This is a genomic window from Massilia sp. CCM 8734 (assembly GCF_011682155.1).
GTDB lineage: Bacteria > Pseudomonadota > Gammaproteobacteria > Burkholderiales > Burkholderiaceae_D > Telluria_A > Telluria_A rubra.
The window spans coordinates 395,186-413,367 of record NZ_WHJI01000001.1 but is presented as its reverse complement, the minus strand read 5'-3'; the positions used below and the strand labels follow the sequence as shown (position 1 = coordinate 413,367).

At 57.3% G+C, this 18,182-nt stretch carries 16 protein-coding genes and 1 pseudogene; 3 read left to right on the top strand and 14 right to left on the bottom strand.

The features are described 5' to 3' along the window. Nucleotides 1–168: 168 nt before the first annotated feature. Complete coding sequence (locus F2P46_RS01885) at nt 169–1,017, bottom strand: hypothetical protein (protein ID WP_166884677.1); 849 nt, start codon at nt 1,015–1,017, stop codon at nt 169–171. 584 nt (nt 1,018–1,601) lie between these two features. Here F2P46_RS01885 and F2P46_RS37390 point away from each other — a divergent pair. Next, nucleotides 1,602–2,855, top strand: coding sequence for an IS1634 family transposase (locus F2P46_RS37390; protein WP_368737866.1), 1,254 nt, complete (start codon nt 1,602–1,604; stop codon nt 2,853–2,855). After that, on the top strand, nt 2,782–3,180 hold the full coding sequence (locus F2P46_RS37385; RefSeq protein WP_368737865.1) for an IS1634 family transposase: 399 nt from the start codon (nt 2,782–2,784) through the stop codon (nt 3,178–3,180). The genes F2P46_RS37390 and F2P46_RS37385 overlap by 74 nt, the downstream gene beginning before the upstream one ends. On the opposite strand, the pseudogene F2P46_RS01875 reads toward F2P46_RS37385, so the two are convergent. From F2P46_RS01875 to F2P46_RS01865, 3 genes and pseudogenes are all read right to left on the bottom strand, one after another. Beyond that, a pseudogene (locus F2P46_RS01875) lies at nt 3,162–4,827 on the bottom strand (IS66 family transposase). The gene F2P46_RS37385 and the pseudogene F2P46_RS01875 sit on opposite strands and share 19 nt — an antisense overlap. 58 nt (nt 4,828–4,885) lie before the next feature. After that, entirely contained in the window at nt 4,886–5,227 is a 342-nt protein-coding gene (gene tnpB, locus F2P46_RS01870; protein ID WP_166884675.1) for an IS66 family insertion sequence element accessory protein TnpB, read from the bottom strand. Then, nucleotides 5,224–5,520, bottom strand: coding sequence for a hypothetical protein (locus F2P46_RS01865; RefSeq protein ID WP_166884673.1), 297 nt, complete (start codon nt 5,518–5,520; stop codon nt 5,224–5,226). The genes tnpB and F2P46_RS01865 overlap by 4 nt, the downstream gene beginning before the upstream one ends. Nucleotides 5,521–5,587: 67 nt before the next feature. Here F2P46_RS01865 and F2P46_RS38500 point away from each other — a divergent pair, with 67 nt between their 5' ends. Beyond that, a complete protein-coding gene (locus F2P46_RS38500; protein ID WP_306667663.1) occupies nt 5,588–5,743 on the top strand; it encodes a pyridoxamine 5'-phosphate oxidase family protein in 156 nt (51 codons plus the stop codon). 304 nt (nt 5,744–6,047) lie between these two features. On the opposite strand, the gene F2P46_RS01855 is transcribed toward F2P46_RS38500, so the two are convergent. From F2P46_RS01855 to F2P46_RS01810, 10 genes are all read right to left on the bottom strand, one after another. Then, nucleotides 6,048–7,124, bottom strand: a complete 1,077-nt coding sequence (locus F2P46_RS01855; protein ID WP_166884672.1) for a hypothetical protein — start codon at nt 7,122–7,124, stop codon at nt 6,048–6,050. Then, nucleotides 7,102–7,506 (bottom strand): hypothetical protein, encoded by a 405-nt coding sequence (locus F2P46_RS01850; RefSeq protein WP_166884671.1) that lies wholly within the window; start codon nt 7,504–7,506, stop codon nt 7,102–7,104. The genes F2P46_RS01855 and F2P46_RS01850 overlap by 23 nt, the downstream gene beginning before the upstream one ends. A gap of 103 nt (nt 7,507–7,609) precedes the next feature. Further along, entirely contained in the window at nt 7,610–8,437 is an 828-nt protein-coding gene (locus tag F2P46_RS01845) for a DcrB-related protein (protein WP_166884669.1), read from the bottom strand. 89 nt (nt 8,438–8,526) lie between these two features. Further along, nucleotides 8,527–9,096, bottom strand: coding sequence for a hypothetical protein (locus tag F2P46_RS01840; protein WP_166884668.1), 570 nt, complete (start codon nt 9,094–9,096; stop codon nt 8,527–8,529). A gap of 2 nt (nt 9,097–9,098) precedes the next feature. Beyond that, the gene (locus tag F2P46_RS38740; protein WP_166884667.1) at nt 9,099–10,475 is read right to left on the bottom strand and encodes a PAAR domain-containing protein; all 1,377 of its coding nucleotides are present in this window, start codon (nt 10,473–10,475) and stop codon (nt 9,099–9,101) included. A gap of 2 nt (nt 10,476–10,477) precedes the next feature. Beyond that, nucleotides 10,478–11,305, bottom strand: coding sequence for a DcrB-related protein (locus F2P46_RS01830; protein ID WP_166884665.1), 828 nt, complete (start codon nt 11,303–11,305; stop codon nt 10,478–10,480). A gap of 1,152 nt (nt 11,306–12,457) precedes the next feature. Continuing rightward, nucleotides 12,458–13,138, bottom strand: a complete 681-nt coding sequence (locus tag F2P46_RS01825; protein ID WP_166884664.1) for a hypothetical protein — start codon at nt 13,136–13,138, stop codon at nt 12,458–12,460. A gap of 17 nt (nt 13,139–13,155) precedes the next feature. Beyond that, nucleotides 13,156–14,562 carry a PAAR domain-containing protein gene (locus F2P46_RS01820; protein WP_166884662.1) on the bottom strand — a complete coding sequence of 469 codons (1,407 nt, stop codon included), beginning with the start codon at nt 14,560–14,562 and terminating at the stop codon, nt 13,156–13,158. A gap of 2 nt (nt 14,563–14,564) precedes the next feature. After that, entirely contained in the window at nt 14,565–15,392 is an 828-nt protein-coding gene (locus F2P46_RS01815) for a DcrB-related protein (protein ID WP_166884660.1), read from the bottom strand. Between the two features lie 184 nt (nt 15,393–15,576). After that, the gene (locus F2P46_RS01810; RefSeq protein WP_166884659.1) at nt 15,577–18,105 is read right to left on the bottom strand and encodes a type VI secretion system tip protein TssI/VgrG; all 2,529 of its coding nucleotides are present in this window, start codon (nt 18,103–18,105) and stop codon (nt 15,577–15,579) included. Nucleotides 18,106–18,182: the final 77 nt, after the last annotated feature.

Genomic DNA, 18,182 nt, shown 5'->3' with positions numbered 1-18,182 from the left:
GAATCGGGAGTTGGGACAGGTTCTGCGGCACAAACGGCGCGGCCGTGGGCGCAGCTGACGACGAATGGACTGAAATGAAGGAATAGCCTTTGCCGAGGCCGTCAGGCTGGCCCGAATCTTTGAAAAAAGTGCTCATCAAGGCGCCCGTTTCGGCTCGTTAGCGTCGCCTCACGACGTTTTGCAAGAGGCTCTGATATTTGCATAACTGCTGGCTATTGCTTCAGCAAGATATAAGTTGATAAATGATTCCTTTCCAATATTTCTATATTGTCGAACATGAACTAATTCGTGAATCATTGTTTTAAGAGCGCTTTGCTCAGCATCATTTAATGCCTCTCCTATACCTTTACTCCAATTCCTCAAAATCTGAAATTTATCGTCCTCTATGATCACTAGATCATCTAATGTAATGGCGTCAAATCCACGTCGCAAGTAAAGATCGGCTGTTGGGTTTGTCTTGCTAATAATTACGGCACGATTCACATCAATGGGATAAAAGTACGTATCTTGCGGGACTGTACTTTTCGATGCAACGCAAGCAACCCATTCTTTTAATTTTTCATTAAGGGGCGAACCATTGCATGACATGCTGTCGATATGTCGATTTGCAACATCAAATAGAATGCTTGATGTCCCACCCGTTGTTAGTTTCACACTATCTGTAAACGTTTGATCACGTATGCCCTCTATCATCCGTTCAGGTGTAATTTGTCTGAAGTCACAGTACAAATCTCCCGCATTAAGAACCACCTCCGCTACTTCCCTTGTTACCTCGAAAGATTTGCAAATTGGGTCTACATGACAGGCACCGGGTAAATTACATTGGGGCATGAAAATTCGAGCATACCAAGGTAGCTCACAAAACACTTTAGTTTGTGGAATTACTAATCTGTCAACAAGTCTTTCGCAGATATTAGTTGTCTTTGGTGTCGGAGGGCCTAGACCCAAACAGGCTGCGTAGGCATTACTATTGGCAAGGATATAGGCTAGGGCTATTACAATTGATTTGTGGTTCATGAGAACGCTTCTATGTAAATAGACACGAAATCTCTTAATCAGGCTTTTCGAGTTTGTAGTACGCATGAGAATCTCCTAGTGAATACGCGGCACAACAAGGCGGTGCTGCGAACGCCCAACGTAAAGTTGCGGGGCGCGCCGCTTTTGGCGCGCCCCGCTCGAACGCAATGTTGGCCTTAAGATGGCGAACACGGGCTTACTGCATAGACGCATGCATCTTGCGCCGCACCCTCCCCGTGATGACCAATCCATGCAGGAAAACGCCACACATGTAGTGTTACGCATTAGTAAAGAACACAATATGTTTTAAATCACAAATCATTGAAATAGGGTGTGGAGCATGATGCATCAGTGAAATGGGATGGACTGCGGAATCCGATGACGCGATCGAGGCGGTCATTGATTTGATGCTTTATCAGGACACCCGGGTTCGACACCTTGATCAGGTTTTCCCCATTTTCTGATCGCGCGAGCCAGTATCCATGCGGGTTTCGGCCGATCAGTCGAAAATTCTTGTAATGGCACATTTTTTATTAAATTCAACGTCGGTTGGCATCCTTGCGCCATGGTTTTAGAGTAGCGGCATGTTTATCAAGGTTACGACATCCGGCCCCAGGCGCTACGTCCAACTCGTCGAGGCATATCGCGACGATGAAGGGCGCCCGAAGCAACGTACAGTTGCCACGCTCGGCCGCCTCGATCAACTTCATACCGATCTCGAATCGGTCATTTCTGGGCTGTTGCGCGTAACCGGGAAGACCATGTCAGAGGCCTTGCCAACACCGTCTCTTGCGTTCGAGCCCGCGCGGGACTACGGCGACGTATGGGCGCTGACCGAGCTGTGGAATACGCTCGGCTTCGAGCGCCTACGCCAGATTTTCGAGTCCACGCGCCACAACATCGATGTCGAGGCGCTCATACGCCTGATGGTCTTGAATCGCCTGTGCGATCCGGAGTCGAAGGTTGGCGTACTGCGCTGGATCGAAACCATTGCCTTGCCCGGCGTGATGGCCGAGACAATCGAGCACCAGCACTTGCTGCGGGCGATGGATGCGATGGTCGAACACAAGGACGAAGTCGATCAGGTTCTCGCGGGCCTGCTGCGCCCGTTGGTCGATCAAGATCTGGCCGTCGTGTTCTACGATATGACGACGATCCGCGCAGCCGGTCTGTCGCAGCAGAACGACGATGTGCGCAAATTCGGCATGTCCAAGGAGGGCGTGATCGCACGTCAGGTGATGCTTGGGGTGGTGCAAACAGCCAAGGGCTTGCCCCTCTATCACGAAGTATTTGACGGCAACACCGCCGAGGTGACGACGCTCAAGCCGACGATTGAAACGATCATTGCGCGCTTTCCCGTGAAACGCGTTATCGCGGTGGCCGACCGCAGCTTGCTGTCGACCGACAATCTGACCGAACTACAGGCAATTCAATTGCCCGGCGGCGGGGCGCTTGAGTTCATTCTGGCCGTGCCAGGTCGGCGCTACGCGCACTTCGTCGACTTGCTGGCCCCCTTCCATGGCGAGCATTGCACCGATGTGAACAATGAGCTGATCGGCGAAGTGGCGTGGGGCAATCTGCGCCTGATCGTCGCCCACGATCCCGATGTGGCCGCGCAAACTTCCGCCAAGCGGGATAAGCTCATCGAGGAGCTTGAGAAAAAGGCGGCAGTGGACCAGCACTCTCGACGGACTGGATGGCGGCAAGCGCAAGCGCGGCCGCAAACTGTCCGACGGCGGCGCCCGCGCCCGCTTCTACCGGGAAGTGTGCGACGAACACCTGACACGCATCATTCAGGTCGACCTCAAGAGCGAACTGTTCACCTACACCATCAATGAGCGCTCGCTTACGCACGCGCGCATGATGGACGGGAAATTGCTGCTCGTGACAAACACGAAAGACCTGGCGCCGGCCGAGGTTGTGCGGCACTACAAGTCGTTGGCTGATATCGAACGCGGTTTCCGCATTCTCAATTCCGGGATCGAGATTGGGCCGATCTACCATCGCCTGCCCGATCGCATACGCGCACACGCCACGATCTGCTTCATTGCCCTGATCCTGTACCGTGTCATGCGCACGCGCTTGTACGCCAGCGCAGCGGGCATGTCGCGTAAGAATCCGACCTTCCCACCTTCCAGCGCAATCTATTTTCCCGTAATCTGAGCAAATGGCAGAAGCGAATCGATCTGACTGTTGGGACAGGTGGGTAGTTTTTCCAGCGTCTCGGTCAGCCGGCGCATGGGGTCGATACCGTTGAGTTTGGCAGTGGCCACCAGGCTTTGAATGGCAGCGGCGCGCCGACCAGCGCGCTCCGAGCCGGTGAAGAGCCAGTTCTTTTTCCCAATGGCGATGGGGCGTATGACGTTCTCGACGGCGTTGTTGTCGATCGGGTAGGTGCCGCTGTCGATATAGCGAACCAGGGCCGGCCACCGTTTGAGCGCATGATCAAGCGCCTTTGCAGTGCCGCTGCCGGCGGCAACGACGGGTCGGGTTTTGACGAGCCACGCGTGCAGCTCATCAAGGACGGGCTTGGCTTCGCTCTGGCGGCGAGCATGACGTTCCGGCGCGGAATCACTGGCCGCAGTGCGCTCGATGGCATACAGCAGCCCAATGCGGCGCAGGGCCTCGGCGGCGATCGGACTGCCACTGGCCGCATGCAGCTCGAAGAATTTTCGGCGCACGTGGGCCAGGCAAGCCAGTTCGGTAACGCCATGGACGAACAGTGCCTTGTAGGCGACGTAATCGTCGACCATCAGGTGCCCGCGCCAGTGTTGCAGGAACGACTGGGCATGCGCGCCGGCGCGCCCGCCCTGGTAGTCGAACACGACGATAGGAGGACCTTCGTCCAAACTGTTGGAACGGTACGCCCACAAGTAGGCACGCTTGGTTTTACCCTGCCCGGGATCGAGTTGCCTGACCGGCGTTTCATCGGCATGCAGTGTCGCTCGCATGCGCAGCAGTTCCGCCATCCGGTCAGCCAGAGGCTGCAACGCCACGCCGACCTTGCCGGCCCAGTCCGATGTCGTCGAAATGGGCAGTGGAACGCCCTGGCGCTCGCCAATCTGCTTGATCCGATACAGCGGCAGATGATCGACGAACTTGCTGATGGCGATCCAGGCCAGCAGGCCGGACGCGGCCATGCCGCCGTCGATGATGGCCGGCGCCACAGGCGCTGCGGTGACGCTGTCGCAGGCGCGGCAGGCATACTGCGGGCGGATGTGGTGTAGCAGGGAATTCGTAGGGCATTGCCCTAAGCATGCGTAACGGCTTGCCCTTGCAAGGGCAAGCTCCTGCCCTGTAGGGCCGCAGGCGGTGCACGAAGAAGTGGGCAGGTTCAACGTCGAGCTGCTCGCTGACGTCCTCGCCGATCAGGGTCAGGGTTTGGCCGCACTGGCCGCATTCGCAGCAGGCCGGCTCATGACGGTGGACGATGCGCTCCAACTGGGGTGGCAAGGGCTGACGTCCGGCACGTGGACGCTTGTTCTTCGGCTTCTCACCGACGAGCAGATCGCGTTGACGCTGCAACTCGGCTTCCATGGCAACCAGATCAATTTCCTGGCATTCTTCAAACAGATCACGCTGCTCAGCCGTAAAGGCTTCGCTCTTGTTGGCGAATCGAATGCGGCGATGTTGCGCCAGTTCGAGCTTCAAGGCGGCAATCGTGGCGTGGGCCGTCTTGATGACGTCGTCCTTTACCGCCACGGTATTGGCCAGCTGCTCTGCATGCGCGGCCTGCGCAAGCAAGGCCCGTACCGCGTCGAGCACGGCAGGGTCAAGGTTGGCGTGGGTCAGTTCGTTGAGCAAATCCATGAGCCCAGTTTACCGGGCTCCGCTTATGTTTACAAGCAAGATCGTCTGTAACGACGCACTACAGTTGCCATTGGCCCGGTACCGGCGCCGCCAGGCGTTGCCAGTCCACGCCCGCGATCAGCCATTGCCATTGCTCGCTGCTCATTTGCCAGGTGGCGTCGTCGGCCTGCGGCCATACGAACTGGCCGCGATGCAAGCGGCGCAGGCACAGCCATACGCCATTTTCGTCCCAGCACACCAATTTGAGGCGCGTACGGCGCCGGTTGCTGAACACGTAAGCCGTGCCATCGCAGGGAGGGCAACCGAGCACTTGCTGCACCAGCAGGGACAGGCCGTCGACGCCGATGCGCATATCGACGGGCCGGGTGGTCAGCCGAACCAATTCGACCTGCAGCTTCATGCCAGTTCGCGCAGCAGTGCCGCCACCCAACTGGCAGGCAAGGCCGGCGGCAATGTGACCGTCCAGCCGCTGGGACTACGCAGGCTCAATGCCGATGCCGCATGAATGGATGCTGCAATCGACACTGGCAGCAGCGCCGGCGGCACGACAGGCGCGGCCAGGTGGCGCGCCCAATAATTAAGCTGCCGCTGCGGGTAGCCCTGGCTCTCTGCAAAGGCGCGTTGGGACTGGCCGCTCTTGCGCCATTGCGCAACCCGCTCCTCCCACAATGACTCGCGTTCCAAATTTTCCATCTCTATCTCCAAGTTGAAGATCACAGTGTGGGCAATTTATGGAACGGAAGAAAGGTGGGCGGGATGGATGCTTACGAGCAATTCCGAATTTCTGGTGCTCGACGGCGTGGCCACCATCACGCGCGACAAGACCAAGATCAAGGAGCTGTGGAACTTCATCCCCTGGTTCACCGGGGGCGAGGCCGATCCGCGCATCACGGCGATCAAAATCACCCCCGACTAGGGATACTACTGGGATAACAAGCACAGCAAAGCGGTGGCCGGCGTGAAGATGCTGGTCGGCGCCGTGATCGGCAAAACCCTGGACGATTCGATTGAAGGCAACATCGCGGTGTAAGCCGGCAGTACGGGTCAATGGCGGCGCATCGCGTCAGCCATTGGCGCCGGCCGGAGTTTCACCGCGACAGGCCGTGACGACGCTGATCGCGCCGAACAGCGGCAAGCCGGTATGCGGCAGGATCAGCCACCACAGACTGTGGGTGAAGTAAAAAGCCAGTCGAGCATGGGTGCTTGTCTTGAAAAGAAGTTTAGAAACGCTCGTAGGCGCGCTGCGCAATCGCGGTCAGCGGTTTCAGATCGGCTTCGTTGGCATCGCGCCCAAGCGGCTGCACGCTGATTTCCACCTGCTTGTCATTGACGTTGAACGCGATTTTCATCATCTGATTCATGGGTTTGACGCAGGCATATTCAGCGACGCCCCGGGCGCCGAATTGCGGCATCAGGACGACCGTGCACATGTCCGATCCTGGCGCGTCGCGGCCCAGTTTTTCATCGATGACGTGATCCGATACCTGCACCACCAACGAGGCGCGGCTGCCCTCGACCGATGCGGCGCACCAGTTGGGACCGGAACGGTGGATTTTCAGCGCTCCCTTTCCGAGAAAGCCGCGCGCTTCGGCTTCGCTGAACCATTCGCATTGACCGAAGGATTGTTCGGCCTTGCCGGAGCGTGCGATGGCCTGCTTGCCCAGCGCGAGGATCGGCACGGCCAATTTATCCGGCCCGGCTTTCTCGCTGTTGCGGATGTAGCTCAGTATCAGGATGCTGTTGCCCTGCGTCGTCACCAGGGCTGCCTCGCTGAGATGTTGAGATACCGGCCGCATGCCGAAATACGCGCCCTTGCCAATCGGCGGCGTGCGGCCCGCGCGGGGGAAGTCCGCCATATACCCCACTTTCCAGGCATCGTAGGCTTCTTTCGTTTCAGCGGGACCGGGGTGTTTGTAAAACGAGGAAATGAGCGTCGTGTCGTCGGACAGCTTCCAGACGCAGGTGCCACTCGGATCGGCCGATTCCACGCGCGCGCCGGGGTCGGCGAAAGCCGCTGCGACCTCGGCGGTACTCAGGAGCGGGCATTCGGTAGCCGCTTGCGATGGCGCGGCCAATAGCAGCGCCGCGATACCGGTGCACAGGCGCATTTGCGCAAAAAATGACATTGGCATAATCGATTGCCTTGGTAAGGTTGTTGCCCGCGCGGGAAATGCATGAATGACAACGGCGAGTGTAAAGTCGCGCGGCGCCGGTGTCCAGCGAATGCGGAGGCGCCCGGGACCAGCCCGCATCCGGCCATTGGAACCGCCGACGTCAACGCACTTCCGGGTATGCATTTCCGCGCCCCGTAGCAGCGCACTCGCGCTCGGTGTTTTCCGCTGATATCACCAAGTGAATGGTGAGTGAGCGCCAATCCTCGACGATGCGCGGGGCGTCGATTAATGTCTGCGCAGGGATAATCCGGTTGCATGTTTTTACGACGGTGTCGGCTATCCAGGGGCCAAGATCGGCCACCCTGGGAAGTGCGGTGGCGCGGGCATCAACGTAGGAGCCACTGGGATTGACGGTTTCGCACACCTTGAGATCGGCGCTGCAAATGGCGATCTTATGGGCCGTTGCGTTTTTCACGCGGATAAAGAAATTAGGTAGCGGCTGCAATGCATGGGATTGCCCGACGATGCCGAAACTACTTAAGCAAAGCAGGAGCGTGGCCGCCATGCGGGTGATCTTGCGTACGCGATATGATGAACGTTCAGTTTCCACCCTCCTCCCAATTTCCGACTACGGTGTGAATGCCAAGTCTTTGCAAAATGAAGACTGCTTAACGCGACGCCGACTGCGCGAGCATGGCCTGGACCTCGGCAATGCTGGACAGGCGCACGAGCGCCGACCCCGCCACAAACATCGACGCCTGGTACAGCTGCGTGCGCAGCGATGGCGCGGCGCGCTCGGGGCGTCTCTCGAGCACATAGCTGCCAGCCTTGCGCCACAACGTGCCGCTATTGGGCACCACAAAATCAGGATGCAATGGTGTGCCGGCGGCGTCGAAGAACCTCCAGGCGTCCTGGTCCACTTCGCGCGCATCGATCTTGCGGCACGCTTCGTCGTGGTCCGCAAACGCGTGCAGGGTGCGGCGGCGCTCGGACAGCGCAAACACGGTCGATGCGAGGGGCGCCGCCGCCTTGACCGCCGCGCCGGCCCCGGAGGCATTGTTGTGGCGCAGCCTCACGCTATCGAGCATCTCATCGAAGGCGTCATTGCATGCGTCGGTGAAGGCGCTGCGGCAAGTCGCAGCGATCAGCAGGGCTTTCGCAGCGCCTGATTCGGCGCCGGGAATCATCGCCATCACCTGGCGCTGGTGCATCATGATGCCTTCGCTACGCCAGCGGTAGTCGAGCTCGATGGCTGGCGTATTGTCCAGGCTCAGTTCCAAGGTGCTCATGAGGCGGAAGCCGGGCAAAGCCTTGCCCAGTTCGCTCACGAGGCGGTTAGCGAAATTGACCAGGGAATCGTCGCCCTGCGCATCCGCGTGCGACATGACCACGCTGAACTCGCCCGGCCCCTCATCGCCGGGCGTGAACACGTGCATGGTCTTGTCCTTGAGCTGCGCCGGAAGCTCGAAGATCGCGTGATCGGCATGATATGGCATGTTTTGATAGGGCTTTCATCTTGATGTAACTGCGCCGCGCATAAGTTTTCCAAGATCCCGGACAGATAAAGGATGTGGAATCGCGATGGCTATTGCGATCTGAGAAGCAAGTTATGCTTTTCGCATAGATCGGTGACGACGGCGGTCTGCGAAGCCGATACCTTGGTTGATCCGAGTTTTCGAATTTTGGCCGCCTCCACCTTATACGTCGTCAGGGTAAGGTTTCCTCGCTCCTCATCAACAGATTCAAGTACGCCACTCTTTCCTGGCCTTTGAAATATGCATCCAGAGTTGGTGCCGATTGAGCCGACTTCTTTGACTTCATCGCTATGAAAAGAAAAATACTTCAGCGTGCGCTGGTGTCCGCCCTGTATAAATTGTATGCCGATAAGACTCGGCGGCAATTGGAATTTACCAGCCGGAACGATAGCCGGCACAGCCCCATCCAAAACGCCTATTTTAATCAGAAAATTATCCCTGTACACAGCATAGACGAAGTTAGTGACCGACTTATCATTTGCGCTGTATAAACCGAACACAAACTCATTCCCATCAATAACCAATTTTTTGCTCTCAATAATAGGGAAAGCCAAGTCCTTCGCACCGAGTGCGGGAGTAGCGGCTAGCAAGGCAGCCAGCAAAGCGATTATTTTATGCACAATTACTTCTTCTTAAAGACGTCATTCCATTCGGAAACGTACTGTTCAACAGTCCCTTTTCCAGCCGACGTATTGTAAAGTTTTTTCCATACGCCCCCCAGTCCACGGACATCGTCGCCGGCAGGCATCTTCATATTCCGACTGTCTAATCGGTCATCGTAAATGACTGCCGCCATCGCTGCTGCAAACTTGTCGTTTCCGGCCAAATCGGCTTTCATATTTCCTGAGCCCATAGCACTTAGTTTCTTGTACATTTCCGCATCGCTCTTTTTTAACTTTTCCATATAGAAATTGGCGGTATCCGGCTCAATCTGAAACAGACTCAATGCCGGCCCCGGTGCTTGTTTTCTATGTTGAAAATCGCCGCTCTCATGAATCGCAGTACCCAACAGCAAATTCTCCATCGAAGTTGATGACAGACCCACATCTTTCAGTGCGGGACGAATAGATTGCGTCATGAGCGTATCTGCAATCCCCCGTGTTCGTTTGTCCTCAATGTCGACTTTCCAATCACGCATAGCGCGATAAGTATTGGTATCGAGAAACCCGGTGACTTTTTTACCTTCCATCCCGAGCGAGGTCTGAATCTCCGTTATCAATGCTGGCGAATTATTTTTAGGCACCTTCTTATCGACTTGAGCCATTAATTTCGACAGTTTTTCATCCGCCTCGCTACCAATAGGATATGTCTGGCGACTCAGGGCATTCGGGTCGTAGTCGGGTCGGTCTTTCTTCGCAGCACCGGTTCCTTCGATCAGTCGACCATCCTTGCCTGTAGGCTGCTCAATGAACCGGGCATCTTCAGGATAACCCGCTTCGCGCAAATCCTGTGGGTCGTAACCGCCGCCGATGGCATACAGCGCATCCGGCTTTAGCGCCAGGGGCATATTCGACAAGCCGGAAGCGAGCGCATCGCTTAACGCCTTACGGGGAATCAAAGCCAGCAAATTACTGAGCGGAAATTTCAATAGGGCGGCAGCCCCGGCCTGCGCCACCGTCAAAGCCAGTTCTACTTCTGGCGAAATAATGCCCTCTGGCATGATCGGGTCGGTCTGCACGCCACCACCGCCAATGAACACATTGGGCGAGCCCTCGATAATGAAAGCGCCGCAGGCAATTTTGTCGCTCACCCTGGCCGCCGGCAAACCGTTGATGAACACCTTCGGGCTGCCGGTCGCAATTGGCGGCGGGGCCTGGTTGTGTTTCGAGCACACCGTCTCGTCGACGTGCGCCCGCGCGGCCTTGATGCCGTTGGTGAATACATTGCCGGAACAAGGTCCGATGATCTTGCCGGTCTTGTCGCCCCCGCCGCTTGCTTCCGGACCGTCGCCCGGTGGCGTGTGACCGATCGGATCACCCAGTCGTGCTGCTTGAGGCATGCTTAACCCTCCGCTGACTGGTCGAGCATGGCCTGAACGTCGGCGATGCTGGACAGGCGCACGGCCGCCGACCCTGCCACGAACATCGAGGCCTGGTACAACTGCGCGCGCAGGGTCGGGGTGGCGCGTTCGGGGCGTTTCTCGAGCACGTAGCTGCCGGCCTTGCGTCGCAAGGTCCCGGTTTCGGACTCCACAAAATTGGGATGCAATGGCGTGCCGGCGGCGTCGAAGAAAGCCCAGGCCTCGTGCTCCACTTCGTGCGCGTCGGTTTTGCGGCAGGCCTCGTCATGGTCGGCGAACGCGTGCAGGGTCCGGCGGCGCTCGGACAGCGCAAACACGGTCGATGCGCGCGCTGGCACGGCGCTGGCGGCCGCACCGATCACAGGCGCCATCTTGTGGCGCAACTTGATGCTACCCAACATGCCATCGAAGGCGGCATTCCATTTGTCAGTGAAAGGTTTGAGACAGGTTGCGGCGATCAGCAGTGCTTGCACGTCGCCCGCCTCGGTACGCGGCAGCATCGTGATCGCCTGGCGCTGGTGCATCATGTTGCCTTCGCTGTGCCAACAGTAGGAAAGCTCGATGGCGGGTGCGTCGTCCAGTGTCCGCTCGATGGTGCTGATCAGGCGAAATGCGGGCAAAGCCTGCTCCAGTTCGGCGGCGAGACGTTGCGCGAAGTTGATCAGCGAGTCGTTGCCTTGCGCATCCGCCTGCGACATGGCCACGCTGAACTCGCTCGGTCCATCGTCGCTCAGGGTGAACATGTGCATGGTCTTGTTCTTGAGCTGCGCCGGCAGCTCAAGGGTCGCGTAATTAGCGTGGTACGGCATGATTCACGGTTCTTTCATCAAGATTCATTTTTTGGGAGGTAAGCATCAGCGGCGATCATGGCGACGGTGATCTCAGTCTCCCGGACGGGTAACGGCGCTGCCGCACACATTAATATTTTCGCATTGATCGCAATGCGCAGTCAGCTTTCAGTTCGATCTGCCGCTACCGACTGACGACGTGACGTGGGAATACGTCCTGCGAGCTATATGCGGCGTCTGCACCGCCGACTCGACATTGGCCCGGGCCTTCACATGCGCATGTTCGATCTGCGCCGTGACCGCCAAATGGGCCGTGACGGTGCTCCGCGGGGAAGAAAACCCGGACCCGCGCCGCTACGTCATCAACGACTACACACCCTCTCAAACACCACCGGGTAGCGTGATCAATCTCTGTGCTGCCGGCATTCCACAACGGCCTGGAGATCGCTGAGATAATATTTTGCGGGCACGTGCCAACTATTGACGTCTTCAGATTTTCTACTAAACCACATGGTTCCTGCAAACTTTGAATTCACCTTTTCCATAACGAAACAGAAAATTTTCACATCTATAGTTGCCAAATATCCGACTCGTCTACAGCGTCGGCATTTTTAATATACGGCATGAACACATTTTCGAATTTATCCGCACTCTTCATACCGGGAACGTCCTGCCATTTCTTGAGTACCTGGATCGGTGTATGATGATTTAGCGCGCGCCCCTACCGCGCCCACCCCAGTGAGTTTTCGACGTGAACAATACGCAAAATCCGCTCAATGCGGACTTACCGAGAGAGTTGTAAGGGAGAGCGGGCAACAGCAAAGTGATAGGTCAACAGATCATACCGGGGCAAAGATACTCCGATAGGAAAAAGGGCCGTTGAGCCCGAAAATCAGACAGGAGCCTTTGCCCGCGAATTCCATCCGGACCAGCAGAATACAAGGCCTGCGCAGCCAGGCCGCATATAAGACTGCAACCTCCGTTGATGCATTGTGCTGCTAAAGCTTGGAATCCAAGGGACATCCATATACGCACTTCCCTAAAGCACACTCCGCGATCCATTTAGCGTTTCAATCAAAAAACGGATATAGCGGCGTTGACAATGATGCGGCACTTGGGCATTTGCGCGGCCGCGTGGCTCCCGAAGCACAAACCGGCGCTTACTTACCCCGGCTATCGTGGCACAATAGTCAACCCGGTTCTTCTATTGAACGATCTTATTACCTCAACTGGATCACCTGATTCCATCACTGCCAGTCCTTCCAGTATGAAAGGCAAGATTGCGTCCACATTTGGATCTATTTTCCTCATTTTCCCGAGTAAACTCATGTCAAAAATAGCGTCTTCAGGCGCACCATCTTCCCCTGCCTGCCGCCTCAGACGATAAAAGATGCCAACCCAATAATTCACCTGTTCTTGCAACGACCAACTACCATAAACTATTGGGAATAAAGCGGACTCAATCGCAGGGCGCACGACATCGACAACCTCCACTGTTACAGGCGAACAATAGATTTGCTCGCATGCGACAATCAGTTTTTGTAGATCGCTTGAATATACCTCATATGTTTCATAACGTACATCAGTGCCCTGCTCCAACCGATAACCTTTTATTATCCTATAGTCCAATCCTGGAACGGATATCTCCACAGGCGCAGGAAATTTTTCCTCTCGCTCCTTTGCCGATAGAATGCGAGACATACTTAAGGAAAATTCAATTTCCTTCCGCCTTCTCGACTCATGATTTACGACCCAAACAATTACTGATCCAATTTCAACGCACTCGTAAGCACTGAGAAAATCGGATTCCTCAATTGTTGCTCTTAATTGCGCCGGCAATTCAGCGTAACTCATTCTTTTTCGAAAAACCATTAAAGTTGCTCCAAAATAATATTTCCACTAGCATCACTGTCTAGCACACGGAATTTAACGCCGGGCGGAATAATCGTTTCAGCTGCATATACCGGCTTCCCGATTTTATCGTGGAAGTTAACACCAAAAGACAGCTCAGAAATATCTTTTGCCTCACTTGTACGAATTGTTGCATTCCTGTGAGCACTGTAGGCATCGCCTTTGTCTGGTGCGGTTGACCAAAAACTCGACTCTACAGTATTGCCAGTTCGGAATTTATCGTCGAATTCAGCCAATCTTGCAGGATCATCCAAGCGCCATCCCCTATACTGGACTGGACCGGAACTCGGCATTTTTTGCAGCCCGGAATTGATTAAGTCGGCCAGAGCATTCGCTTCCTTGCTTCCGCCCGCCCCCAATGTTTGATTTAGATCTCGATAAAACAACTTGGTTGTATAGCCAAAAACAGCATGAGCTTCGTCCGGGGTCAGACCGCGCTCTTTCATAGCTTTAGCAATTAACGCTTCATACTCCACACTATAACTCCTCATATTCGCATAAAAGGCATCTACGTCCTTTTGAGGCATCTTTTTAAAGTCTGAGACCAATTTTGAATAGGCGGGGGCATCCGCCAAATCACCGGCACTTCTCAGTATTGTCTTTGCCCCAGAGAGCGGAAAATCAATTAACGACTTCAGCGTCCTCCCGCCCGTCACGACGCCAAGAATCTCCGCCCCTGCCTCGACACCCCCAAAAACAATGGCCGTCGCCCCAAGCCCGATATTCTCTTCCGAAAAATCTCTCGCTGCAGTGACGTTTTCTTGCACGAAATCACCGACCGGCTTGAGGGCCTCGCCGATTTGCTTTGCTCCGTCGCTTCTGAAGTTATAGTTCAGGCCTTCAGCGATTTCTTTTTGTACCCCAACCGCCGCGTCCACGGAGTCCAGCATGTACGGGATCGATGCGAGACCCGCACCAAGCCGTACCACGTAATTATATAGCCCGCCCACGACAATTTCGCCCGCGCCCAGAGCAAGGGTAGCGCCATTCTCCACCATCTGGAGCGCTTCATCGAGAATGCCTTCCGGCATGAAAGCATTGGTCTGGACAGCGGCGCCGCCAATATACACGTTCCCCGAGCCGTTCGTGATATAGGCGCGGCAAACAATCTGGTCGCTGACCCTGGCCGCAGGTAAGCCATTGATAAACACAGTAGAACTGCCGGTTGCAATCGGCAACGGCGCTTGCGGGTGTAACGAGCACACCGCCACGTCAACATACGCCCGCGCGGCCATGATGCCGTTGGTGAACACGTTACTGGAACAGGGACCGACGATCTTGCCGGTAACGTCGCCTATGCCTCCTATCGGACCGTCACCGGGCGGCGTGTGGCCGATCGAATCCCCTAGCCTTGCTGCTCTTGGCATGTTTAGCTCTCCGTGGGCTGGTTGAGCATGGCCTGTACCTCGGCAATGCTGGAAAGACGCACAGTCGGCGACCCCGCCACAAACATCGAGGCCTGGTGCAATCGCTCGCGCAAGGATGCGGCGCCGCGTTCGGGCCGCATCTCGAGCAAGTAGCTGCCTGCCTTGCGCCATAAGACACCGCTGTTGGGTACAACAAAATTCGGATGCAATGGCGTGCCGGCGGCATCAAAAAACGCCCAGGCGTCATGCTCGACTTCGCGCGCGTCGGTCTTGCGGCACGCTTCCTCCTGGTTGGCGAACGCGTGCAGGGTGCGGCGCCGCTCGGACAGCGCAAACACGGTCGATGCGAGCGCTGGCGCCGTGCTGGCGGGCGCGCTGGATGCGGGCGCCACCTTGTGGCGTAGCTTCACGCTGTCCAGAATGCCATCGAAGGCGGCATTCCATTCTTCGGTAAACGGATTGAGGCAGGTCGCGGCGATCAGCATGGCGTGTACGTCGCCCGCTTCGGTGCGGGGCAGCATGGTGATCACCTGGCGCTGGTGCATCAGATACCCTGCGCTGCGCCAGCGGTAGGCAAGCTCGATGGCTGGTGTGTCGTCCACCGTCCGCTCCGCCTTGCCCAGCAGGCGGAAATCGGGCAAGGACTTGCCCAGTTCGGTGACGAGCCGGTCCGCGAAATTGACCAGGGAATCGTCGCCCCGCGCATCCGCATGCGACATCACCACGCTGAACTCGCTCGGCCCATTATCGCTGAGCGTAAACATGTGCATGGTCTTGTCCTTGAGCTGCGCCGGCAGTTCGAAGGTTGCATGATTGGAATGGTATGGCATGGCTGACTGTTCTTTCATATCGATTCATTTTTTCGGCGAAGCCCACCTGCCGCGATGGTCGCAACATGGCATGCCACGCTCGCCGGCGAACTGGCGCCGGAAGCGCTGACGTTCCATGGATTGGCGGCCGCGCGCGGACAGCGCGGCCGAACCAGCCCGCGCATGACGAGCGATGGGGTGTCGATCAGCTGTTCAGATCGATCCTGGCGCTACCGATCACCTTGACATTCACACCGCTGATGGTGATGGTGCCGTCCGCTTTCATCTCGATCTTGCTGCTGCCCACCTGCAGCGTGATATCGGTGCTCGCCGTCAGATGAATATGCTCGGTCTCCGCCGTCAATTCGACATTCGTATGGCCCTTCACATGCACGTGCTCGGTCTGCGCCGTGGCCTCGATATTGGTCTTGGCCGTATCGTGAATGTGCGCCGTTTCCGCCGTCGTCTCGATATGCTTCTTGACCTTGGTGACGTGGAAACCCTTGCTCACCGTATTGGTCTGGTGAGGACCGTGAACAAGGGTGTCCTGGTTGTTCAGCACCGTGGTGACCATATCCTTCTGCGAATGGATATTGATCAGCTCTTTACCCTTCTGATCGTGGATCACCATTTCGCAATGGCCACCGCCACCCGGCGTGGAACGGCTCTTGAACCCCATCATGTGCGCGCCGGCCGGCAGGTCGTACGGCACCGGCTGGTCGTCGTTGTACACGCGACCGGTACAGATCGGACGGTCCGGATCACCTTCGAGGTAATCGATGATCACTTCCTGGCCGATGCGCGGAATCGAAATCGTGCCCCAGTTCTTGCCGGCCCACGGTTGCGACACACGGATCCAGCACGAGCTGAGCTCATCGCGGCGGCCGTAACGGTCCCAGTGGAACTGCACCTTGATGCGCCCGAACTTGTCGGTGTGGATCTCGGTCCCTTTCGGGCCGACCACGGTGGCCGTCTGCGGACCCGGCATGTTGGGACGCAAATGCGCCTGGCGCGGACGATACGGAATCTTGCGGCGGATCGCGCTGAAGCTGTTGCGGTACACATCGCTGGCGCCGCGCTCAAAATAGTTATTGCGCGCGCTGTACTGCACCGACAGCACCAGGAAGTCGTTGTCGCCGCCCTGCTCGAACCAATGATGCTCGGTCAGCTTGAATGTATGGCCCGAGGCAAAGCCGCGGCAGTCGGAGGTGCCGGTGAAAATCTTGGCCTGCCATTCCAGCACTTCCAGGCGCTGCTTGGCTTCCGCCTTGCCTTCGCCCTTGTTCTTGTAGAAGAAGGCCGGATTGCCGTCGTACACTTCCATCTTCGGCACGTCGCCCTGCTCGGCCACGGTGGGCTGCTCGACCAGCTGGATGGTGTTCGGCTCCTTGAAGTTAAACGTGTTCAAGGCCATCTTGGTCGACTGCACCATGCGCTCGGCTGTGAACGCGGTCACCGCATCCTCTGAGTGAACCCGGTTACCGGCGTTGAACTTGACCGATGCGTGCCCTTTCTGCGGCGGGCAAAAGCCCGCGTTGCAGGAGTCGTCGCTGATGACCATGATGTGGCTGCCGGCGCTGTGCTCGAAGTAATAGAACAGGCCGTACTTTTCCATCAGGCGGCACGTGAAGTGCTCGTCGGTCTCGTCGTACTGGACGATGTAGTTTTCCGGCGGATAGCTTTTGCTGGTGCGGAATTCGTAGGTGGCCAGGCCGCCGTGGTCGCCCTTGTAGATCTTGTCGAGCACGCCGAGCACGTTCAGGTCCTGGAAAATGCGCGAGTTGACGCGGCGCTTGAGGTACGTCAGCCAAGGCACGATTTCGGCGTGGTAAAAGGCGAAGCCGCCATCCGAATGGCTGAAGCCGAACGAGTTGACGTAGCCGTTGATGTAGCTTTCGCTGCCATCGGCCATCAGCACGCCGACGCTGACGTTCTTGCCCATCAGGGTCTTGAGCTCGATGGCGCCGTCCTTCGAGATCAGGCTCAGGTTAAAAATGTACTGGTCCGAAATCGTCGTGGTGCCGCTCATCGACTCGATCAGCAAACCTTTGATCGGCGAGTAAAAGCGCAGCAGGCGCGTGGTGTCGACATAGTCGGCGGCGCCTCCGCCTCCGCCTCCCCCCCCGCCGCCGCCGCCGCCGCCAGCACCGGCTCCGGGGGCGGACAGCGCCACCGGATCAATCGCCGCCGGCATAAAGCTCTCAACTGGTACGCTGAAGTCCATGGCCGCCTGCCCGGCCAGCGGGTGCTCGGCGATCGACAAGTTCAGATACTGAGACATATCCTCGCCCACGGCGGGCGCGCCCGGCACGAAGGGCATGTGCGGAATCTTGCCGGAAATCGTGTCTCCCAAGCCGCGTGCGTCAGGCACGAACGGCATGTGCGGAATCTTGCCGGCGATATCGCCCGCCTGGCTTAACAGCGCTTGCGCCTGGCCGGCGACCTGCATCGCCTTGGCGACGTTAGGGTTGGCCTGCGCCGCCAGGGCCGCGCCCGCGCTGGCAAGGTCGCCAAGACCGGCGCCACCCTGCAGGGCCGATGCCGCTTCGATGGCAGCGCCGGCGACAGCGATCTTCTGGCCGTCGACGCCGGCCAGGCCGGCAGCGCCGAGCGCCAGGCCCGTAACCGATGGGGCCGGCGCCGGAGGCTTGGTGGCAACGGTCGTGTGTGGTTTGAGGCCATCATCGGTGGCGTCAATGCGGCCGGTCTTGCTATCTAAGGGTTGAAATGACATCGCTGCTGCTCCCGCAAGTACAAAAAGTGGATCGATTACCCCGGCGTGGCCAGGCATTCGCGCCGTTGCGCCGCCCT